The organism is Promicromonospora sp. Marseille-Q5078, from assembly GCF_050315395.1.
Taxonomy (GTDB): domain Bacteria; phylum Actinomycetota; class Actinomycetes; order Actinomycetales; family Cellulomonadaceae; genus Isoptericola.
The window spans coordinates 1,568,938-1,589,885 of the sequence record NZ_JBNPQG010000001.1 but is presented as its reverse complement, the minus strand read 5'-3'; the positions used below and the strand labels follow the sequence as shown (position 1 = coordinate 1,589,885).

Here is a 20,948-nt window from a genome sequence, read left to right as displayed (position 1 = left end):
GCTACTCCTTGGTGTAGGGCGTCCCGGACGCGGCAGGCGCCCGGGAGCGGCCGACCAGACCGGCCACGGCCAGCAGCGTCACGAGGTACGGGAGCATGAGCATGAACTGGCTCGGCACCGGCGACCCCACGACCGACAGCACGTTCTGCAGGTTGGTCGCGAAGCCGAACAGCAGGCCCGCCAGGGCGGCACGCAGGGGATCCCACTTGCCGAAGATCACGGCGGCGAGCGCGATGAAGCCGGCGCCGGCGGTCATCTCCCGGCCGAACTGGTTGATCGACACCACGGTGTAGAACGCGCCGCCGAACCCGACGACGGCCCCGCCGATGAGGACCGCCCGGTACCGCGTCCGCAGCACGTCGATGCCCACCGTGTCCGCGGCCTTGGGGTGCTCGCCCACGGCCCGCACGCGCAGGCCCCAGCGGGTACGGAACAGCGCGAACCACACGGCCGGGACCGCGAGGAACATCAGGTACACGACGATCGTCTGGTTGAACAGCACCGGCCCGATGATCGGGATGCGCTCGAGCAGCGGGATCGGCAGGCGCTCGAACCGCACCGTCGAGTTGAGCGTCTCGGCGTTGGGGACCAGCACCTCGGAGTAGAAGAAGCTCGTCAGGCCGATCACCAGCACGTTGAGCACGACGCCGACGATCACCTGGTTGACCCGGTAGGTGATGGTGAACAGGCCCAGGACGAGCGCCACCAGCGCGCTCGCGATCACGGCCGCCACGAGGCCGGCCCACGGGCTGTCCGTCAGCGAGCCCACGATCGCGGCGACGAACGCCCCCGCGAGCAGCTGCCCCTCGATGGCGATGTTCACCACGCCGGCGCGCTCCCCGATCACACCGCCGAGCGCGCCGTAGACGAGCGGGACCGCGAGCCCGACCGCGCCGCCGAGGAGGCCGACGACGGACAGGTCGCGCGGGCTGCCCGCGGCGGCCCAGGCGAGGAAGCCCACCAGCAGCGCGGCCGCGAAGAGCGCGATCGCCCACACGGGCACCGCCCGCCCGGCACGGGTGCGCACCACGGCGAGGACGAGCACGAGCAGCCCGACGGCGCCGCACACCCACGCGGTGGCCATCGCCGGCACGACGATGGTGGACAGCACGACGAAGTCGGTGCTCGTGGAGAGCGCGAACCGCGCCGAGCCCTCGTGCGGGGCCAGGAGCAGCAGCAGCGCGTACAGGGCGAGGACCACGCCGAGGCCGATGGCGGCCTTCCACGACACGGTCGCGGCGGTGCGCGGGGCGGGCTTCGACGCGGCGGTCCCCGCCGCGTCGACGGTGGTGGCGGTCATGCCTGTCCCTCCTCGGTGCCGGGCGTGGTCGCGGCCCGGCGGCGCGCGGGCCGTCGGTCGCGTCGTCGGGGCGTCCGCTCCGGCTGCGGCAGCCGGAAGATCGCCCGCACCAGCGGCGGCGCCGCGATGAACAGCACGATCAGCGACTGCACGACGAGCACGATCTCGATGGGGATGCCCTGCGCGGCCTGCATCGCCGAGCCGCCGGCCTTGAAGCCGCCGAACAGGATGCCGGCGCCCAGCACGCCCCACGGCGACGAGCCGCCGAGCAGCGCCACGGTGATCGCGTCGAAGCCGATGCCCGCGTCGATGTCGGAGCCGAAGCCGGTGGTCACGGTGCCCAGCACCTGCTGCACGCCGGCGAGCCCGACCAGGCCACCGGCGATGAGCATGACGAGCACCGTGGTGCGGGAGACGTCGATGCCGGCGACGCGCGCGGCCTTCGGGTTCTCCCCCACCGCGCGGAACGCGAAGCCCGCGCTCGACCGGTTGAGCAGCCACCACACGCCGACGACGGCGAGGAGCGACAGCACGAAGCCCCAGTGGAGGTTGTAGCCGTCGCCGAGCAGGGGCGGCAGCACCGCGCTGTCCTGCATCGGCGGGGTCTTCGGGTTCGCCGAGCCGGGGGCCTGCATGAGCCCGGGCGTCGCGAGGAAGTAGGACAGCAGGTAGAACGCCACGTAGTTGAGCATGATCGTGACGATCACCTCGTGGGCCCCCGTGCGGGCCTTGAGCAGGCCCGCGATCCCGGCCCAGAGACCACCGGCGGCGACGCCCGCCACCAGGCACAGCAGCATGTGCCACGGGAACGGCAGCCCGGTGACGCCGAAGCCGATCCAGCCCGCGGCCGTCGCGGCGACGAGCATCTGGCCCTGGCCACCGATGTTGAACAGGCCGGCGCGGAACGCGAGCGCGACGCCGAGGCCGGCCGCGATGAGCGGCGTGGCGTTCGTGAGCGTCTGCGTGAGCGGCCGGATGCCCTGCGCGAACGAGTCCGCGCCGAAGTTGTAGACCGCGCCCTGGAACAGGGCGGAGTACGCGCCGCCCACCGCCTGCCCGATCGCGGCGAACGTGTCGGACGGCCGCGAGAAGAAGTACGGCGCGGCCGCGAGCACCTGCTCGTTCGTCACGACGATGAGGATCGAGCCCGCGACGACGGCGAGGACGATCGCACCGAGGGCCACGGCCCAGCCGCCGGACGTCGCCCGGCGCACGGCGTCCCGCCAGCGCTGGCCGGACTCCTCGACGGCCGCCGCCTGCTCGCGGGCGACCTCCTGCTCGAGCTCCTCCGCCAGGCCCGGCTCCGCGGCCGGGTCGACCGTCTCGAGCGCCTCGGCCAGGGGCGAGCCGGTATCGACGTCGGGGACGACGCCGTCGGGCTCTGCCCTCGCCGGCCCCGTGCTGGTCGGCCCCGTGCTCGCCGGCTCCGTGCCCTCCGGCTCCGCGCCGTCGGGGCGGGGCGTCTCGCCGCTCACGCCGCGTCTCCTTCGTTCTCGGGGTCCGTCCCGGAGGCGTCCTCGGGCGGGATGCCGGCCATCATGAGGCCGAGCACGTCGCGCGGGGTGTGCGCCGGGACGATGCCGACGACGCGCCCGCGGTACATGACCATGATCCGGTCGGCGAGGGCGACCGCCTCGTCGAGCTCGGTCGACACGACCAGCACCGGGATGCCCGCGTCGCGGGTCTCGACGACCCGCTTGTGGATGAACTCGATCGACCCGACGTCCACGCCTCGGGTCGGCTGGGCCGCGACCAGCAGGCGCAGCTCGCGCGACAGCTCGCGCGCGAGGACCACCTTCTGCTGGTTGCCGCCCGAGAGGCGGCCCACCCGCGTCTCGATGCCCTGCGTGCGCACGTCGAACTCGGCGACCTTCTCGCGGGCGAACGCGTCGCGCGCCGCGAGCTGCAGCGTGCCGCGCCGCACGAACGGCGGCCCGTCGGTCCGGTCGAGCACGAGGTTCTCGGCGATCGTGAACTCCCCGACCAGCCCGTCCTCGTTGCGGTCCTCCGGGACGAAGCCCACGCCCGCGTCCAGGATCCGGCGCACCGACCGGCCCACGAGCTCCGTGCCGTCGAGCCGCACGCTGCCCGTCACCGTGTCCTGCAGGCCCACGAGCGCCTCGGTGAGCTCCGTCTGCCCGTTGCCCTGGACCCCGGCCACCACCAGGACCTCGCCGCCGCGGACGGTGAAGCTCACGTCGTCCACCAGGACCTGGCCGTCGGCACCCGTGACCCGCAGGTCGGTGACGACGAGCTCGTTGTCCGTCGTGCGGGGGGCGTCCTTGCGCACCGTCAGCTCGACGGCGCGGCCCACCATGAGGGAGGCGAGCTCGCCGTCGGTCGCGGTGGGGCTGGCCTCGCCGACGATCTTGCCGTGCCGGACCACCGTGATGCGGTCGGCGACGGCGCGCACCTCGCGCAGCTTGTGCGTGATGAACACGATCGCGGCGCCCTCGTCGCGCAGCTGGCGCATGATCGCCATCAGCTCGTCGGTCTCCTGGGGCGTGAGCACGGCGGTCGGCTCGTCGAAGACCAGCACGTCCGCGTCCCGCGAGAGCGCCTTGATGATCTCGACCCGCTGCTGCACCCCGACGGGGAGGTCCTCGACCAGCGCGTCGGGGTCCACCTGGAAGCCGAAACGGGCGGAGATCTCCGCGACCTTCGTGCGGGCGCTGTCCAGGTCGAGCACCCCCGCCGAGCGGGTGGACTCGTGCCCGAGCATGACGTTCTCCGCGACGGTGAACACCGGGACGAGCATGAAGTGCTGGTGCACCATGCCGATGCCCGCGACCATCGCGTCGCCGGGCCCCTCGAACGTCTGGACCTCGTCGTCCAGCAGGATCTGGCCCTCGTCGGCCTGGTAGAGGCCGTAGAGCACGTTCATCAGGGTGGACTTGCCGGCGCCGTTCTCGCCCAGCAAGCAATGGATCTCGCCCGGTTCCACCACCAGGTCGATGTGGTCGTTCGCCACGAGAGCGCCGAAGCGCTTCGTGATGCCGCGCAGCTCGAGCCTCATGCTCCGCCTTCCCTCGATCGCGGGGACGTCAGTGCCGTCGGTACCGTCGGAGCCGGCAGGGCCCACAGGTCCAGGTCAGGGACCGGACCGACGCACCGTCGCCAGCGTCTCACCGCGGCGGCGTCGCCGCCGCACAGATCGTGCGCGGGCCCCCGGGGGTGTTCCCCGCGGGCCCGCGCACGAGCGTCACCGGTGTGCCGTCGCCGCGGTCACTCCTGGCCGGCGAGGTAGGACTTGACCGTGACCTCACCGGAGATGATCTTCTCCTGGAGGGCCGTGACCTCGTCCATCAGGGCGGGGTCGACCTTGTCCTCGAAGTTGTGCAGCGGGGCGAGGCCCACGCCCTCGTTCTCGAGGGTGCCCACGTACGGCGTCGCGTCGAAGTCGCCGTTGCCGGCGGCCGTCACCGCGTCGTTCGTGGAGACGTCCATCTTCTTGAGGATCGACGTGAGCACGTAGTCCTGCGTGGACGGGTCGGTCTCGTAGAAGTCCGCGTCCACGCCGATGAGGGCGATGTCCTTGCCCGAGTCCTGGATCGCCGCGATCGCCGACTGGTAGATCGGGCCGCCGACCGGCAGCAGCACGTCGACGCCCTGGTCGATGATGTTCTGCGCGGTCGTCTTCGCGGTCTCGTTGGCCTCGAAGCCGCCCGTGAACGAGCCGTCCTCGCCGCCGGAGAAGCCGACGACCTCGACCTTGGTGCCCTTGGTCTCGTTGTAGTACTCGACGCCCTGCTTGAAGCCGTCCATGAAGATGGTGACGGTCGGGAAGGGCTGGCCGCCGAAGGTGCCGACCTTGCCCGCCTCGGAGTACCCGGCGGACAGGTAGCCGGCGAGGAACGCCGCCTGCGCCGTGTCGTACAGCAGCGGCTTGATGTTCTCGGCGTCCGCCTTGCCGTCGAAGTCCGCGTCCGCGGCGTCGTCGACGATGATGTACTCGGTCTCCGGGTTGGCCGTCGCCGACTCGATGGTCGCGGCAGAGAGCGCGAAGCCCACCGACACGATGGCGTTGCAGTTCTGCCCGACGAGCGACTCGAGGTTGGGCTTGAAGTCGCTCTCGGACTGCGACTGCACGGAGACGAGCTTGGCGCCCAGACCCTCGGCGGCCTGCTGCGCACCCTCGAAGCTGAGCTGGTTGAAGCTCTTGTCGTCGAACCCGCCCTGGTCCGACACGATGCACGGCTTGAAGTCGCTGGCCGCAGCCGAGCTCTCGCCGTCGCCGGACTCCTCCGGGGCCTCGGCACAGGCCGCCAGCGCGAGCGCGGCGACGCCGGCGAGGGCAGTGAGCTGGATCGCTCTCTTCACCTGTCGCTCCTGTCGATCGTTCGTCGGGCCAGGATCGTCCGGCCCGTCACCGTGGTGAGCCTAGTCACCACCGACGGGCCGGAGAACCGTCAGCGACAAACCCGCAGGAGTCGTTACCGAAGCGGTATCGAGCGGGAACGCGCCGGACACTTTCCGGCGGCTCAGGGCTGCAACGCGAAACGTCCCAGCAGCCGGGCGCCGACGGCGATCGCCCGTTCGTCGACGACGAGGTCGCCCTGGTGGATGTCGTAGCGCCGCTCCCCCGGCGTGCCCGTGCCCAGTCGCGCCATCGCCCCCGGCACCTTGGTGAGGTACCAGGCGAAGTCCTCGCCGCCCAGCGACTGCTCCGTGAGCACCACGCCGTCGGGGCCGAGCACGGCCTCGCCGGCCGCCTCCAGGGCGCCCGTGACCGCCGCGTCGTTGTCCACCGGAGGGACGCCGCGCGCGTGCCGCACGGAGACGTCCACCTCGTACGGCGCCACGACCTGCTCCACGGCGTCGTGCAGCACCTGGCCCGCCCGCTCCCACGCCCGCACGTCGAGGCAGCGCAGCGTGCCGCTGACCGTGCCCGTGGACGGGATGGCGTTGTGCACGTTGCCCGCGTGCACGGCGCCCCACGTGAGGTTCACGCCGGAGCGCGGGTCGAGCCGCCGGCCCAGCACCGCCGGGACCTGGGTGATGACCTGGCCCAGCGCGTAGACCACGTCGCCCGTGAGGTGCGGGCGCGAGGTGTGGCCGCCGGCGGACGAGAGCGTCACCGTCACCGAGTCGGACGCCGACGTGATCGGGCCGATCCGCGTGCCCACCTGGCCGACGTCGAGCTTCGGCTCGCAGTGCACGGCCGCGATGCGGTCGACGCCGTCGAGCGCGCCCTGCGCCACGACGTCGTGCGCGCCGCCGGGCATGATCTCCTCGGCCGGCTGGAAGACGAGGCGCACGCCGCGCTCGAGCAGGCCCTCGTCGTGCAGGGCCGCGAGCGCCAGGCCGGCGCCCAGCACCACGGTGGCGTGCACGTCGTGGCCGCAGGCGTGCGCGACGCCCGGCACCACCGAGCGGAACGGCAGCCCGCAGGAGTCGTCGAGCGGCAGCGCGTCGATGTCGGCGCGCAGGGCCACCCGGCCGAGCCCGTCCGGCGACCGCTCCGGGCCGACGTCGCACACCAGGCCCGTGCCCTCGAGCAGCCGCGGCTCGAGGCCGGCGGCGCGCAGCCGGTCGGCCACCAGCGCGGTGGTGCGCACCTCCTGCCGGCCCAGCTCGGGGTGCGCGTGCACGTCGCGGCGGATCGTGACCAGCTCGGCCTCCAGCGCCGCGACGACCTCGTCGAGCCGGGCGCCGGCGTCCACGCGGCTCACAGGACGTCCTCGCGGCCGTGCACGCGCATCGCGTCGACCATGTCCTTGACCTGCTGGGCGCGCGCGCGGGTGGTCACCAGCAGGGCGTCCGGGGTGTCCACCACGACGACGTCGTCGATGCCGAGCAGCGCGACGACCCGGTCGCCGCCGGGCACCACGACCGACCCGGCCGACTGCACGCGGACCACGTCCCCCGGGTCGCCGAGCACCTTGGAGCCGCCGTCGTCGTCCGACGGCAGGAGCGCGGCGAGCGAGTTGAAGTCCCCGACGTCGTCCCAGCCGAACGTGCCGGGGACGACGGCGACCCCGCCCTCCGCCGCCACGGGCTCGGCGACGGCGTGGTCGATCGCGATCTTCTCCAGCCCGGGCCAGACCTCGGCGAGCACCTGCGCGCGACGCGGGGTGTCCCAGGCCCGGGCGATCGTCCGCAGGCCGTCGTGCAGCGCGGGCCGCAGCCGGGCGAGGTGCCCCAGCAGCACCGAGCTGCGCGCGACGAAGATGCCCGCGTTCCAGCGGTACTCGCCCGTGGCCACGTACTCGCGGGCCGTCGCGGCGTCCGGCTTCTCGGTGAACCCGCGCGCGTGCAGCGCGCTCGGCGCGCCCTCGACGCCCAGGGGGTCGCCGCTGCGCACGTACCCGAACGCCACGGACGGGCGCGAGGCGGCGATCCCGATCGTCGCGACGTAGCCCGCGCGGGCGGCCTCGACGGCCTCCCGCACGGCGGCGTCGAACGACGCGGCGCCCGACACCACCTGGTCCGCCGCGAACGACCCGACCACCACGTCGCCGTGCCGCTGCTCGAGCACCGCGGCCGCGAGGCCGATGGCCGCCATGGAGTCGCGCGGGGACGGCTCGGCCAGCACGGCGTCGTCGCCGAGCTCGGGCAGCTGGTCCCGGGCGGCCGCCACGTGCGGCTCCCCGGTGACGAGGACGACCCCGTCCGGACCGGTCAGGGGACGGAGCCGGTCGACGGTGCCCTGCAGCAGGGTGCGCCCGGCGCCGGTGAGGTCGTGCAGGAACTTGGGCGCGCCCGCGCGCGAGAGCGGCCAGAGGCGGGTGCCGGCCCCGCCGGCGGGGACCACGGCGTAGAACCCGGGGACCGGTGGTCGGGAAGGGGGCGCCGCAGTGCTCATGTCCGCAGCATAGGCGTGCTGACGCCCGGGCCGTCGGCGACGTCAACCCTGTGGAATAGGTCACGAATGGCACCGAAGCGTCCCGGTTTGCCGGGACTCGTGTGCCGTGAGACGACCGGATGTCACTACAGTGACCGTGAACGGAATCCCCACAGAATCCGCCAACGGAGGCTCCCCCCGTGCCTACAGCACCTGCTGGCACGCTCTACCGCGGCCGTGAAGGCATGTGGTCATGGGTCGCGCATCGCGTGACCGGCGTGCTCATCTTCTTCTTCCTGCTCGTGCACATCCTGGACACCGCGCTGGTCCGGGTCTCGCCAGAGGCCTACAACGCGGTCATCGGGACGTACCAGACGCCGATCATGGGGCTCGGGGAGGCCGGCCTCGTCGCCGCGATCGTCTTCCACGCGTTCAACGGCGTCCGCGTGATCCTGGTCGACTTCTGGGCCAAGGGTCCGAAGTACCAGAAGACCATGCTCTGGGTCGTCGTCGGCCTGTTCGTCGTGACCATGGCCGGGTTCCTGCCGCGGCACCTGATGAACGTCTTCGGAGGTGGGCACTGATGGCTCAGACCCAGACCCCGTCCGCGATCGACGCACCGCGCTCGCCGTACGCCCGCCGCAAGACCACGCGCGGCAACTACGAGCTGTACAGCTGGGTGTTCATGCGGGCGTCCGGCGTCGTGCTGCTCGTCCTCGTCTTCGGGCACCTGTTCGTCAACCTCATGGTGGGCGACGGCGTGCACGCGATCGACTTCGCCTTCGTCGGCGGCAAGTGGTCCAGCCCGTTCTGGCAGGTCTGGGACCTGCTGATGCTGTGGCTCGCGATGTTCCACGGCTCCAACGGCGTGCGCACCATCATCAACGACTACGCCCAGCGCGACACCACGCGCGGCGTGCTCAAGGCGCTGCTGTACCTGGCGACCGTGATCGTGGTCGTCCTCGGCACGCTCGTGATCTTCACGTTCAACCCGTGCCCGCCGGACGCGCCGGCGAACCTCCTGCCGTCGATCTGTTCCGCGAACTAAGGACTGGCTCCCCCGATGCAGACCCATCAGTACGACGTCGTCATCGTCGGCGCAGGCGGCGCCGGCATGCGCGCGGCGCTCGAGGCCTCCGGCGAGGCCCGCACCGCCGTCATCTCGAAGCTCTACCCCACCCGCTCCCACACCGGCGCCGCCCAGGGCGGCATGGCCGCGGCCCTCGCGAACGTCGAGGAGGACAACTGGGAGTGGCACACGTTCGACACCGTCAAGGGCGGTGACTACCTGGTCGACCAGGACGCGGCGGAGATCCTCGCCAAGGAGGCCATCGACTCGGTCCTCGACCTGGAGAAGATGGGCCTGCCGTTCAACCGCACGCCCGAGGGCCGGATCGACCAGCGCCGGTTCGGCGGGCACACCCGCGAGCACGGCCAGGCCGCGGTGCGCCGCGCCTGCTACGCCGCCGACCGCACCGGTCACATGATCCTGCAGACGCTCTACCAGAACTGCGTGAAGCAGAACGTCGAGTTCTACAACGAGTTCTACGTGCTGGACCTGCTGACGGACCACGACCTCACCACCGAGCAGATCGAGGACGGCGCCGAGGTCAACGCGACCGGCGTCGTGGCCTACGACCTGGCCAGCGGCGAGATCCACGTCTTCCAGGCGAAGGCGATCATCTTCGCCACCGGCGGCGCCGGCAAGATCTTCAAGACGACGTCGAACGCGCACACCCTCACGGGCGACGGCATGGCGCTGGCCTACCGTCGCGGCCTGCCGCTGGAGGACATGGAGTTCTTCCAGTTCCACCCGACGGGCCTCGCCGGCCTCGGCATCCTCCTGTCGGAGGCGGCCCGCGGCGAGGGCGGCATCCTGCGCAACTCCGAGGGCGAGCGGTTCATGGAGCGCTACGCCCCCACCATCAAGGACCTCGCGCCGCGCGACATCGTCGCCCGGTCGATGGCCAACGAGGTGCGCGAGGGGCGCGGCGCCGGTCCCAACAAGGACTACGTGCTGCTCGACCTGACGCACCTCGAGCCCGCGCACATCGACGCGAAGCTCCCGGACATCACCGAGTTCGCGCGCACCTACCTCGGCATCGAGCCCTACACCGAGCCCGTGCCCGTGTACCCCACGGCGCACTACGCGATGGGCGGCGTGCCGACCAACATCCTGGGCGAGGTGCTCCGCGACAGCCACAACGTCGTCAAGGGCCTCTACGCCGCGGGCGAGGTCGCGTGCGTGTCCGTGCACGGCTCCAACCGCCTCGGCACCAACTCGCTGCTCGACATCAACGTCTTCGGCAAGCGCGCCGGCCGTTCCGCCGCCGCGTACGCGAAGACGGTGGCGCAGCACAAGGACATCGCCGAGAACCCGACCGCCCGCGTCGAGGCGCAGCTCGCCGAGATGCGCGACCGACCGGACGGCGAGCGCGTGGCCGAGGTCCGCAAGGCGCTGCAGGAGACCATGGACGCGAACGCCCAGGTCTTCCGCACCGGCGACTCGCTGAACGAGGCGCTGGCGGAGATCCGCGACCTGCAGAAGCGGTACCGGAACGTCTCCGTCCAGGACAAGGGCAAGCTGTTCAACACGGACCTGCTCGAGGCGATCGAGCTCGGGTTCCTGCTGGACATCGCCGAGGTGACCGTCGTCGCCGCGATCAACCGCAAGGAGTCGCGCGGCGGTCACTACCGCGAGGACTTCCCGGCCCGCGACGACGCGAACTACATGCTGCACACGATGGCGTACCGCCGTCCGACGTCGGCCTCCGACGCCGCCGACGGGCACGTCGCGGGCTACTTCGACCACGTCGAGGACTTCGGGGACTACAAGGTCGTCCTCGGGTCCAAGCCCGTCACCCAGACGCGCTACGAGCCGATGGAGCGGAAGTACTGATGACTGCTGTTCTCGAGAACCCCGCCACCGAGCCGAAGGCCGGTGCCGTCCCCAGCTTCGAGGTCACGCTCCGCATCCGGCGGTACAACCCCGAGTCGGAGCACGGCGAGGAGTCGACCTGGGACGACTTCACCGTCCAGGTGCACGGCACGGACCGCGTGCTCGACGCCCTGCACAAGATCAAGTGGGAGCAGGACGGGAGCCTGACGTTCCGCCGGTCCTGCGCCCACGGCGTGTGCGGCTCGGACGCGATGCGCATCAACGGCCGCAACCGGCTCGCCTGCAAGACGCTCCTCAAGGACATCAACCCGGACAAGCCGATCACGGTCGAGCCGATCAAGGGCCTGCCGGTCGTCAAGGACCTCGTGGTCGACATGGAGCCGTTCTTCGCCTCCTACCGCGAGATCATGCCGTTCCTCATCACCTCGGGGAACGAGCCGACCCGTGAGCGCCTCCAGTCCGCCGAGGACCGCGCCCGCTTCGACGACACCACCAAGTGCATCCTGTGCGCCGCGTGCACGTCGTCGTGCCCCGTGTTCTGGACCGACGGGCAGTACTTCGGCCCGGCCGCGATCGTCAACGCGCACCGGTTCATCTTCGACAGCCGGGACGAGGGCGGCACGCAGCGCCTGGAGATCCTCAACGACAAGGAGGGCGTGTGGCGCTGCCGCACGACCTTCAACTGCACCGAGGCCTGCCCCCGCGGCATCGAGGTCACCAAGGCGATCCAGGAGGTCAAGCGCGCGATGATCACCCGCGCGTTCTGACCCCTCGCCCCACCCTGCGGACGCTCGACTCCCGCAGCGCCCAGGAGCCCCGTCGTACCCCGCGTACGACGGGGCTCCACGGCTTTCCGGAGCCCTGGCCCCGGCGCACGACGCGCTCGATCTCGGCCGCGTCCCGCATGGCGGCGACCTCCGCCTCCGCGTACGCGATCTCGTCCAGCCGCGGTGGGTCGTACATCCACGCGCAGACGAGCAGCAGCACCCGGGCCACGAAGTTCACCAGCACCAGCACCGTCACCAGGCCGGCGAACGCGGCCAGCAGCGCGTTGCGCTCCGCGCCGGCGGCGACGACGGACGTCCCCGCCCAGCGCAGCACGCCCGAGACCAGCCCGGCCGCGACGCAGGCGATGAGCACGTCGCGCCGGCGGCGCGGGCGTACCCGGGCCACGACCCGGATGATGAGGTAGACCAGCAGCGCGTCGAGTGCGACGCCCACCGCGGCGGTGCCGAGCGCGGTGATCTGCGCGATCAGGACCGACCCGCCGAACAGGTCCTGGACCTGCCGGCTGATGGTCTGGGAGACGATGCTCGCGGCGGCCGACGCCACGATCATCGCGCCCAGGATCGCGAAGCCCAGGAGCTCCCAGACCTTCGACAGCACCGGGCTGACCCCGACGACGGGCTGGTCGAACATCGACCGCACCGAGATCCGCAGCGCCCGCATGAAGCCGATCGCCGTCCAGAGGAACACGACGGCGGCGATCACGCTGGTCCACGTCAGTGCCGAGCTCAGCAGGAGGTCGCTGGGCGCGACGACGCCGTTCTCGTTCTCCGGGGTCTTGATCAGCCCGGGCAGCCACGTGTTGATCTGCTCGAACACGGCGTCCTGCAGCTCGGGCCGGCTCGCGAGCGTCCTGGAGAAGACGGTGAAGGCGATCGTCAGCCCGGCGAAGAGCGAGAAGATCGCGGTGTAGGCGATGCCGCCGCACAGGAGGGCACCGCGGCGGTCGATGTACCAGTACCAGGACCGGACCGCCCGCAGGCTCTTGAACCAGTCGTAGACGGTCAGGGACCGATCCCTGACACGCGCGAGCCGGTCGTCCACGACGACGACCCTACACAGCGGGACCCCTCAGGGAGCGGTCCGCTCCCCCGCGAGCCGGAACGAGCGCTGCGGGCGCCACACGCCGTCGTCGCCGTGCTCGTACTGCCAGAGACGGTCCACCTCGAACACGCCGTCGAAGTCGGCCATCTCGACGAACGCGCGGTCCAGGTCCGCCTCGGAGACCTCGTGCGCGACGGTCACGTGCGGGTGGTAGTTGAACCGCAGGTCCTGGGCGAGCACGCCCGACCGGGCGGCGGTCTCCAGCTGCTCGCACTCGGCGATGCCCTCGGCGAGGGCCACGAACACCACCGGCGAGATCGGGCGGAACGTGCCCGCGCCGCGCAGGTGGACGCGGAACGGGGGCGTCTCCGCCGCGACCTTCTCGAGGTGCTCCACCACCGCGTCGAGCACGGACTCGTCCACGACGGTCGGGCCGATCACGGTGATGTGCGGCGGGATCGCGTCCGCCAGGGGGTCGCCGTGGCGTCCCCGGGCGGCCTGGAGCGCCGCGGCGTAGGGCTCGGGCACCGCGATGGCGACGCCGATCCGCACCTGGGCGGGCCCGCGGTCGGGGAGGTTCACCGGGCGCCTCGCGGCAGCAGCCCGAAGCGTTCGTAGACGCGGTCGAGCACCGGGCGGGCGATGTCCCGCGCGCGCTGGGCGCCGTCGGCCAGCACCTTGTCGAGCTGCGCCGGGTCCGACAGGTAGGTCTGCGCCCGCGCCTGGAACGGCTCGAGGAACGCGACGACCGCGTCGGCCAGGTCCACCTTGAGGTAGCCGTAGCCGCGCCCGTCGTACTCGGCGGCGATCTCGTCGACGCCGCGGCCGGTGACGGCCGAGAAGATCGTGAGCAGGTTGGAGACGCCCGGCTTGGCCGCGGGGTCGTAGCGGACGCCGTACGACTCGTCCGCGTCGGTGACGGCGGACTTGATGGCCTTGACGGCCTTCTTCGGGTCCTCGAGCAGCCAGACGACGCCCTTGCCGCCCGCGTTGGACTTGCTCATCTTGGCGGTGGGCTCCTGCAGGTCCTGGATCTTCGCCACGGCCTTGACGATGTGCGCCTCGGGGACGACGGCGGTGCCCTCGCCGAAGCGCGTGTTGAGCCGGGTCGCGAGGTCCCGGGTGAGCTCCAGGTGCTGGCGCTGGTCCTCGCCGACCGGCACGAGGGCGGTGTCGTAGAGCAGGATGTCCGCCGCCATGAGCACGGGGTACGTGAAGAGGCCCACCGTGGTGCCCTCGGACCCCTGCTTGGCCGACTTGTCCTTGAACTGGGTCATCCGCCCGGCCTCGCCGAAGCCGGTCTGGCAGCTGAGCAGCCACGCCAGCTCCGCGTGCTCCGCCACGTGCGACTGGACGAACAGCACCGACCGCTCGGGGTCGATCCCGCCCGCGAGGTACTGGGCGGCCGTGCGGCGGGTGCGCTCGCGCAGCGCCGCCGGGTCCGGGTTCACCGTCAGGGCGTGCAGGTCGACGACGCAGTACAGCGCCTCGTGGTCGTCCTGGAGCGCCACCCACTGGGCGAGCGCGCCCAGGTAGTTCCCGAGGTGCAGCGACCCGTCGGTCGGCTGCATGCCGGAGAAGATGCGGGCGAGCTCCGGCGCGGACGCTCCGCGCTCCGGGGACGGTGAGGTGGCGACGTCGGGCATGGCGTCCATTGTGGCAGGTCGCCGGGCCCCCTCGGAAACCGCGTCCGGGACCGTGCCCGGCCGCGCCGACGGGGGACGCGTCAGGTGGCCTCGTCGTCGAACGGGGCGGGCGCCGTGACGCGCGGCTCGGCGGGCGAGGCCGTCCCCGCGGACCCGGCGGCCCCGCCGGCGGCGGCCGTGGCCGCGGCCCGCGCCGGGGCCGGCGCCTCGTCGTCGTCGTCCATCAGCGCCTCGCGCACGATGCGGCGCGGGTCGTACTGGCGCGGGTCGAGCTTGGACCAGTCCACGTCCTTGAACTCCGGCCCGAGCTCGGTGTCCACGCGCGCCTTGGTGTCCTGGAGCAGGCGCTTGCCGCGCTTCACGAGCGAGGCCAGCTGGGCGGCGTACCCGGGGAGGCGCTCGGGCCCGATGAGCAGGACGGCGAGCACCACGATGATGATGAGCTCACCGCCGTTGATGTCGAACACGGGAGCAGCCTAGCGGTCGCGGGCCACGGCCCGGACGCGGCCCGGTGAGCGGACGGTGCCGGTCATTCGCTCTCCCGTTCCTGCAGCACGACCCGCACGTCCCGCTCGTCACCGTCGGAGCGCACGCGGAGCGTCACGGCGTCCCCCGGCTGACGGGCCCGGATCGCCACGATGAGCGCGTCGCTCATCGTGACCGGCCGGCCGTCGATCGAGAGGATCACGTCGCCGGGGCGGATGCCCGCACGGTCGGCGGGGCCGTCGGGCGTGACAGCGGCCTGCCCCTGCTGCGCGCCGGCGGAGACCTTGACGCCCTCGCCGTCGTACGACACGTCGAGCAGAGCCCCGATCACCGGGTACGTGGCGTGCCCCGACTCGATGAGCTGCTCGGCCGTGTGCCGTGCCTGGGAGGCGGGGATCGCGAAGCCGAGGCCGATGCTGCCGGTGGCGGACATCGCGCCCGGCGGCTGGGCGATCGCCGAGTTGATCCCGACCACGCGGCCGTCGGCGTCGATCAGCGGCCCGCCGGAGTTCCCGGGGTTGATCGCGGCGTCCGTCTGGATGGCGTCGATGAACGCCGTCGCGGCGCCGCCCCCGGTCTCGTCCCCTGCCTGGACCGGGCGGTGCAGCGCGCTCACGATGCCGGTCGTCACGGTGGAGTCGAGTCCCAGGGGCGCACCCACGGCCAGCACCGGGTCGCCCACCACCACGGCGTCGGAGTCGCCGAGCGCGAGGGGTGCGAGGCCGTCCTCGTCCACCTTGACGACCGCGAGGTCGTAGTCCGCGGTGCGCCCGACCACCTCCGCCGTCCGCTCGCGGCCGTCCGCGAACGTCACGAGGGCGGCGCCGCCCGAGCCCGCGGCGGGGGCGACCACGTGGTTGTTCGTGAGGATGTAGCCGTCCTCGCGCAGCACGAACCCCGAGCCCGTCGAGACGCCGTCGGCGCCCGTGACCTGGATCGACACGACGCTCGGCAGCACGTCGGCGGCGAGCGTCGCCACGGACCCGTCCGGGCGGGCCGTGCCCGACGAGGCTCCCGTCGTCGACCCCTGGCTCGCGACCGGTCCGGGCGTCGGGAGCGCCGCGTCGTCGGGCCGGCCGTCGTCGAGCGCGTCGGAGACCCGGTCCCCCGCGAAGCCGCCGACCACGCCCGCCACCAGCGCGAGCGCCGCGACCGCCGCGATGCCCGGGCGCCGCCGACGCGCCGGCCGCAGGGGTGCGTCGGTCGCCGGCGGCACGTCGGACGTCGGCGACCCGGAGTGCGGCCCCGGCTGTGACCCCGCGGGAGCGGACAGCGTGGCGGGGAACACCGACGCGGCCGACGCCGGCGCGAACGGCTCGGGCTCGGGCTCGGGCGCGACGGACGGCTCGGGGGCGCGCGCCGGCGGCTCGGGCGGCGCGAACAGGTCGTCGTCGGGGCGGGACGGGTCGGTCATCGGTGCCAGAGCGCTCCTGTCATGGTGGTCCAGCCGCGGGAGATCTCGTGCAGCACGCCGGAGTCGTCGCCCTCGGCCGAGCCGGGGAACGCCGCGACGATCTCGGCGAGGGTCTCGGCCGGTACGTCGGAGGTCGCGTCGAGGGCCGTGTCGCCCGCCTGCCACGCCACGTGCCACGGGTCGCTCGAGAGCACGCGCAGGTCGTGGTCGCGCACCAGGAGCGTGCCCTCGCCGGCGGGCGCGGCGGCCGCCGCGTCCGCGAGGCGGCCCTGCCGCAGGCACACCACCGCGGACCCGTCCGGGCCGGACAGGTCGAGCTCCACCGAGTCGGTGCCCGACCCGTCGGTGCCCGTGCACCCGTCGGTCCGCAGCGCGGCGACCTCGTAGCCGTCCGGGAGGGCGGCCGGGGCGGCATAGCCGTGCTCGGACAGCCAGGCGAGCGACTCCGCCGTGGCGGCCCGCGCGGACGCCGCGTCGACGTCCCCCTGCTCGGCGCCGGCCAGCAGGGTCAGCGCGGCCACCCTCGACGGGTCCGGGCTCACCACCGGGACCTGGCCCAGCACGAACAGGGTCACGCCGAGCACGCCGACGCCGCCGGCGCCCACGGCGACGAGGCGGCGGGTGCGGGTCCGCCGGCGCGCCCCGAGGTCGCCGGAGAGTGCCGGCTCCCAGGCGGAGGGCCGCTCCCAGCCCGTGGCACGCCCGCGGTCGCGCAGCGGGTCGCCCGTCGTGGACGGGATCGACGCCGAGAGCGCGAGCAGCCGGTCCGTGAGCGCCGGGTCCGGGGCCACGTCGCACGCGGCCGCCAGGGCGCGGTGCGCGGACCGGGCGGCGTCGAGCTCCGCGGCGCACCGGGCGCAGCCCGCGACGTGCACGAGCGCCCGCTCGGTGGACGCGGCGTCGAGCTGGCCGTCGGCGAGGTCGCTCACCCACGGCCCGAGGTGGCCGCCCCCGACGTACCCCGTCACGACGCGGCCCCGCCGCTCGCGTCCCGCGTCACCTCCGCGCGGCGGTGCTCCAGCGCGTCGCGGAGCTGCGCGCGGGCCCGGTGGATGCGGGAGCGGACCGTGCCGAGCTTGATCCCCAGCGTGACGGCGATCTCCTCGTAGCTCAGGCCCTCGATGTCGCACAGGACGACGGCGGCCCGGTACTCGGGGCGCAGCGCGTCCAGCGCCGCCTGCACGTCGTTGTCGAGGTTGGCGTGCTCGAACCCGCGCTCGGGCCGCCCGTGGTCCTCCGGCGCGGCCACGCGGGCCGCGTCGTCGCCCATCGCCTCCATGCGGATGCGCTTGCGGCGGCGGACCTGGTCGAGGAAGAGGTTGGTCGTGATCCGGTGCAGCCAGCCCTCGAAGGTGCCCGGGGTGTAGCTGGACAGCGAGCGGAACACCCGCAGGAACGTCTCCTGCGTGAGGTCCTCGGCATCCTGGCGGTTGCCGCTCAGCCGGTACGCCAGCCGGTAGACGCGCGCCGAGTGCTCCCGCACGATCGAGTCCCAGCTCGGGGGCGTCCAGGCGGCGGCGTCGGGCGCGCCGACGGGCGCCTCGGCGGGGGCCGCGGGCGCGTCCGGCAGGGTTACGGGGTCGGTCGTCATCGTCACCATCGTCCCACGGCAACGTCCGGGCACGCCGCGACGTTCCCGCGTACGATCACCGCAGCATCACCCCGCGCCGGCCGCCCGCCGGCGACCCGCCGTGGAGGAGCGCCATCAGCACCGACGTCGACGCCCGCAGCGGTCGCACCGCCGCCTGGGCCTACAGCGAGTCCTTCGTCCCCGAGGACGACGTGCTGCTGCGCGCCCGCGAACGGGCGGCCGAGCTGGGCTGCCAGGCCGCCTCCCCCGGGACCGGCGCGCTGCTGCAGGTCGTGGCCGCGTCGCTCGGCGCCCGGGCCGTGGTGGAGGTCGGCACCGGCACGGGCGTCGCCGCGCTGTGGATGCTGCGCGGCATGCCGGCCGACGGCGTGCTCACGACGATCGACGCGGAGCTGGAGCACCAGCGTGCGGCGAAGCGGGCGTTCGCCGAGGCCGGGATCCCGCCGGCCCGGACCCGGGCGATCCCGGGGCGCCCCGCCGACGTCCTGCCGCGCCTCACGGACCGCGCGTACGACCTGGTGCTGGTCGGGGCCGACCCGCACGGCTACCCCGAGTACGTCGAGGCCGGGCTTCGGCTGCTGCGGCCCGGCGGGGTGCTCGCCGTCGACGGTGCGCTGCACGGGGGCCGTGTCCCGGACCCGGCCCGACGGGACGAGGTGACCACCGTGGTGCGCGAGGTGGGCCGGTCGCTGCGGGCCGACGAGCGGGTGGTGTCCGCGCTCGTCCCCACCGGGGACGGGCTGCTGCTCGCCGTGCGTCGCTGAGACGCGAGGAGCGCGGGGCGGTCGCTCCGCCCCGCGCTCGTCACGGCTGTGTGCTGCCCTCGCGTCGTCAGCCGACGACGGCCTGGAGTGCCTCGCCCAGCTCGGTCGCCTCGGTGGCGTTCAGCTCCACGACCAGACGGCCGCCCCCCTCGAGCGGGACCCGCATGACGATGCCGCGTCCTTCTTTGGTGACCTCCAGCGGCCCGTCGCCCGTCCGCGGCTTCATCGCAGCCATCTGTGGCTCTCCATTCCGTTGTCCGGTTCCTCGGCCCCACCTCGACCCCCGTGGCGCCCGCCGGTCGGCGGGGGCGGGTCGAGGCGCGCCTCACCATTCTAGTTCAGAACCTGCCCCTGACTTCCACACCCCGGACGTCAGCGGCCGACAGGCGAGACCCTCGACCGTCAGGCCAGCCCACGCGCGACGGCCCGTGGCGGCGCCTCGTCGCGGACGGCCGCGACCAGGTCGAGCACGCGCCGGGTGGCGGCCACGTCATGGGCGCGGAAGACGCTCGCCCCCAGCCATGCGGCCAGCGCGGTGGCGGCGAGGGTGCCCTCCAGGCGGTCGTCCGGGCCGAGCCCCAGCGTCTCGCCGACGAAGTCCTTGCGGCTGAGCGCCATGAGCAGCGGGTACCCCAGCCCGGCGAGCGCCTCCGTGCGGCGCAGGAGGTGGAGCGAGTGCCACGTGTTCTTGCCGAAGTCGTGCGTCGGGTCCACGAGGACGGAGCGCGGCGGCACGCCGCACGCGACCGCCCGCGCGGCGGCCGACCGCAGCGTCGCGACGACGTCGTCCACGACGCCGTCGCGGGGGTCGGCACGCGGGCCGCCGTCGAGGCGCGGCGGGTACTCGACGCGGTACGGGTCGGTACGGGGCACGGCCCCGCCCGTGTGGGAGCAGACGACCCCGACGCCCGCCGCGCCGGCCACCTCGACGAGCGCCGGGTCGTGCCCGGCCCAGGTGTCGTTGACGAGGTCGGCCCCCGCGGCGACGGCCTCGCGGGCGACGCCGGAGCGCCATGTGTCGACGGACACGAGCAGGTCGGGCAGCTCCTCGCGCACGCGCGCGAGGAACGGGACCACGCGCGCGATCTCCTCCGCCTCGTCGACCTCGGGGCCGACGCCGGCCCGCACGCCGCCGACGTCCAGGATCTGCGCGCCGTCGGCCCACGCCCGGTGCGCGGCCTCGAGCGCGGCCCCGTCGTCGGACAGCCTGGCCGGCGCGTAGAACGAGTCGGTGGTCCGGTTGACGATCGCCATCACCGCCGGCCGGAGCGCGCCGTCCGGGCCCCGGCCGACCTCGCGGCCCCGCAGCACCAGCGGGGTGCCCGCCGGGGGAACGCCGTGGGGCGTGCCGTCCGGGTCGCTCACGACCCGTCGGCCGAGGCGCGCGCCGCGTCCTGCTGGTCCTCCTGGAGCTCCTCGCGGGCCTCGCGCTCGGAGGCCGCCAGGGCCCGGCCGCGCTCGACCACGAACTCGACGGCCTCGGCGGGCGAGTCGGTGAGGTGCAGCAGGTCGAGGTCGGCGCGGCTGATCATGCCGCGGTCCGCGACGGCCCCGCCCACCCAGTCGAGCAGCCCGCCCCAGTAGTCGGTGCCGATCAGGACGATCGGGAACTCCGTGACCTTGTGCGTCTGCACGAGCGTGAGCGCCTCGAACAGCTCGTCGAAGGTGCCGAAGCCGCCCGGCAGCACGATGAAGCCCTGCGCGTACTTGACGAACATCGTCTTGCGGGCGAAGAAGTAGCGGAAGTTCACGCCGAGGTTCACGTACTCGTTCATGCCCTGCTCGAACGGCAGCTCGATGCCGAGCCCGATCGACGTGCCGCCCGCCTTGTGGGCGCCCGCGTTGGCGGCCTCCATGATCCCGGGCCCGCCGCCCGTCATCACGGCGTACCCCTCGTCGGCGAGGAGCCGGCCGACCTCCACGGCCTGCGCGTAGTCCGGGTGGTCGGGCTTGGTGCGTGCGGAACCGAACACGGACACCGCCGCCCCGACCTCGGCGAGGGCGCCGAAGCCCTCGACGAACTCCGACTGGATCCGCATGACGCGCCACGGGTCGGCGTGCACCCAGTCGGCGTCGCCGCCGCCCGACAGCAGCCGCTGGTCGGTGGTCTGGGCAGGGATCTGCGTGCCCCGCAGCAGCACGGGGCCCTTGCGGTAGCCGCGCCCCTTCTGCGGCACCCCGTCGTCGCCCCGGCCGGTGCCCGAGCCGGGTGTGGTCGTCGCTCGCGTCATGCC

The 20,948-nt window shown here is 73.4% G+C and carries 21 protein-coding genes; 5 read left to right on the top strand and 16 right to left on the bottom strand.

Going from position 1 to position 20,948, the window contains the following annotated elements:
- Nucleotide 1: 1 nt before the first annotated feature.
- The 6 genes from ACQFYA_RS07320 to ACQFYA_RS07295 all read right to left on the bottom strand — a co-directional run bounded on the left by ACQFYA_RS07320 (nt 2) and on the right by ACQFYA_RS07295 (nt 8,105).
- On the bottom strand, nt 2-1,300 hold the full coding sequence (locus ACQFYA_RS07320) for an ABC transporter permease (protein WP_499122593.1): 1,299 nt from the start codon (nt 1,298-1,300) through the stop codon (nt 2-4).
- Entirely contained in the window at nt 1,297-2,775 is a 1,479-nt protein-coding gene (locus ACQFYA_RS07315) for an ABC transporter permease (protein WP_499122591.1), read from the bottom strand. The genes ACQFYA_RS07320 and ACQFYA_RS07315 overlap by 4 nt, the downstream gene beginning before the upstream one ends.
- A complete protein-coding gene (locus ACQFYA_RS07310) occupies nt 2,772-4,316 on the bottom strand; it encodes an ABC transporter ATP-binding protein (RefSeq protein WP_499122590.1) in 1,545 nt (514 codons plus the stop codon). Before ACQFYA_RS07310 ends, ACQFYA_RS07315 begins: the two co-directional genes overlap by 4 nt.
- 209 nt (nt 4,317-4,525) lie before the next feature.
- Nucleotides 4,526-5,620 (bottom strand): BMP family lipoprotein, encoded by a 1,095-nt coding sequence (locus tag ACQFYA_RS07305; protein WP_499122588.1) that lies wholly within the window; start codon nt 5,618-5,620, stop codon nt 4,526-4,528.
- 161 nt (nt 5,621-5,781) lie between these two features.
- A complete protein-coding gene (locus tag ACQFYA_RS07300) occupies nt 5,782-6,972 on the bottom strand; it encodes an amidohydrolase (protein WP_499122587.1) in 1,191 nt (396 codons plus the stop codon).
- The gene (locus ACQFYA_RS07295; protein WP_499122585.1) at nt 6,969-8,105 is read right to left on the bottom strand and encodes a mannose-1-phosphate guanylyltransferase; all 1,137 of its coding nucleotides are present in this window, start codon (nt 8,103-8,105) and stop codon (nt 6,969-6,971) included. The genes ACQFYA_RS07300 and ACQFYA_RS07295 overlap by 4 nt, the downstream gene beginning before the upstream one ends.
- Before the next feature lie 179 nt (nt 8,106-8,284).
- Here ACQFYA_RS07295 and sdhC point away from each other — a divergent pair, with 179 nt between their 5' ends.
- Genes sdhC through ACQFYA_RS07275 form a run of 4 tightly spaced genes read left to right on the top strand, consistent with a single transcriptional unit; the run spans nt 8,285 to nt 11,750 of the window.
- Nucleotides 8,285-8,668, top strand: a complete 384-nt coding sequence (gene sdhC / locus ACQFYA_RS07290) for a succinate dehydrogenase, cytochrome b556 subunit (RefSeq protein WP_499122583.1) — start codon at nt 8,285-8,287, stop codon at nt 8,666-8,668.
- Nucleotides 8,668-9,132: a succinate dehydrogenase hydrophobic membrane anchor subunit gene (locus ACQFYA_RS07285; protein WP_499122581.1), complete on the top strand. Its 465-nt coding sequence runs from the start codon at nt 8,668-8,670 to the stop codon at nt 9,130-9,132. Before sdhC ends, ACQFYA_RS07285 begins: the two co-directional genes overlap by 1 nt.
- Before the next feature lie 15 nt (nt 9,133-9,147).
- Nucleotides 9,148-10,983: a succinate dehydrogenase flavoprotein subunit gene (gene sdhA, locus ACQFYA_RS07280; protein WP_499122580.1), complete on the top strand. Its 1,836-nt coding sequence runs from the start codon at nt 9,148-9,150 to the stop codon at nt 10,981-10,983.
- The gene (locus ACQFYA_RS07275) at nt 10,983-11,750 is read left to right on the top strand and encodes a succinate dehydrogenase iron-sulfur subunit (RefSeq protein ID WP_499122578.1); all 768 of its coding nucleotides are present in this window, start codon (nt 10,983-10,985) and stop codon (nt 11,748-11,750) included. Before sdhA ends, ACQFYA_RS07275 begins: the two co-directional genes overlap by 1 nt.
- Here ACQFYA_RS07275 and ACQFYA_RS07270 read toward each other — a convergent pair.
- The 7 genes from ACQFYA_RS07270 to sigE form a co-directional block, all read right to left on the bottom strand.
- Nucleotides 11,734-12,813: a YihY/virulence factor BrkB family protein gene (locus ACQFYA_RS07270; protein ID WP_499122577.1), complete on the bottom strand. Its 1,080-nt coding sequence runs from the start codon at nt 12,811-12,813 to the stop codon at nt 11,734-11,736. The genes ACQFYA_RS07275 and ACQFYA_RS07270 overlap by 17 nt on opposite strands.
- Nucleotides 12,814-12,840: 27 nt before the next feature.
- A complete protein-coding gene (locus ACQFYA_RS07265; protein ID WP_499122575.1) occupies nt 12,841-13,395 on the bottom strand; it encodes a 2'-5' RNA ligase family protein in 555 nt (184 codons plus the stop codon).
- Nucleotides 13,392-14,459, bottom strand: coding sequence for a tryptophan--tRNA ligase (gene trpS, locus ACQFYA_RS07260; protein WP_499122574.1), 1,068 nt, complete (start codon nt 14,457-14,459; stop codon nt 13,392-13,394). The genes ACQFYA_RS07265 and trpS overlap by 4 nt, the downstream gene beginning before the upstream one ends.
- 80 nt (nt 14,460-14,539) lie before the next feature.
- A complete protein-coding gene (locus ACQFYA_RS07255; protein ID WP_499122573.1) occupies nt 14,540-14,926 on the bottom strand; it encodes a twin-arginine translocase TatA/TatE family subunit in 387 nt (128 codons plus the stop codon).
- A gap of 62 nt (nt 14,927-14,988) precedes the next feature.
- Nucleotides 14,989-16,359: a S1C family serine protease gene (locus tag ACQFYA_RS07250; RefSeq protein ID WP_499122572.1), complete on the bottom strand. Its 1,371-nt coding sequence runs from the start codon at nt 16,357-16,359 to the stop codon at nt 14,989-14,991.
- Nucleotides 16,356-17,327, bottom strand: a complete 972-nt coding sequence (locus ACQFYA_RS07245; RefSeq protein ID WP_499122570.1) for an anti-sigma factor — start codon at nt 17,325-17,327, stop codon at nt 16,356-16,358. Before ACQFYA_RS07245 ends, ACQFYA_RS07250 begins: the two co-directional genes overlap by 4 nt.
- Nucleotides 17,324-17,950 (bottom strand): RNA polymerase sigma factor SigE, encoded by a 627-nt coding sequence (gene sigE, locus ACQFYA_RS07240; RefSeq protein WP_499122568.1) that lies wholly within the window; start codon nt 17,948-17,950, stop codon nt 17,324-17,326. The genes ACQFYA_RS07245 and sigE overlap by 4 nt, the downstream gene beginning before the upstream one ends.
- 191 nt (nt 17,951-18,141) lie before the next feature.
- Here sigE and ACQFYA_RS07235 point away from each other — a divergent pair, with 191 nt between their 5' ends.
- On the top strand, nt 18,142-18,714 hold the full coding sequence (locus tag ACQFYA_RS07235; protein WP_499122567.1) for an O-methyltransferase: 573 nt from the start codon (nt 18,142-18,144) through the stop codon (nt 18,712-18,714).
- Nucleotides 18,715-18,781: 67 nt separating this feature from the next.
- Here ACQFYA_RS07235 and ACQFYA_RS07230 read toward each other — a convergent pair whose 3' ends face one another.
- From ACQFYA_RS07230 to ACQFYA_RS07220, 3 genes are all read right to left on the bottom strand, one after another.
- On the bottom strand, nt 18,782-18,949 hold the full coding sequence (locus ACQFYA_RS07230) for a DUF3117 domain-containing protein (protein WP_430557106.1): 168 nt from the start codon (nt 18,947-18,949) through the stop codon (nt 18,782-18,784).
- 167 nt (nt 18,950-19,116) lie between these two features.
- On the bottom strand, nt 19,117-20,079 hold the full coding sequence (gene folP, locus ACQFYA_RS07225) for a dihydropteroate synthase (protein WP_499122565.1): 963 nt from the start codon (nt 20,077-20,079) through the stop codon (nt 19,117-19,119).
- Nucleotides 20,076-20,945 (bottom strand): LOG family protein, encoded by an 870-nt coding sequence (locus ACQFYA_RS07220; RefSeq protein ID WP_499122563.1) that lies wholly within the window; start codon nt 20,943-20,945, stop codon nt 20,076-20,078. Before ACQFYA_RS07220 ends, folP begins: the two co-directional genes overlap by 4 nt.
- Nucleotides 20,946-20,948: the final 3 nt, after the last annotated feature.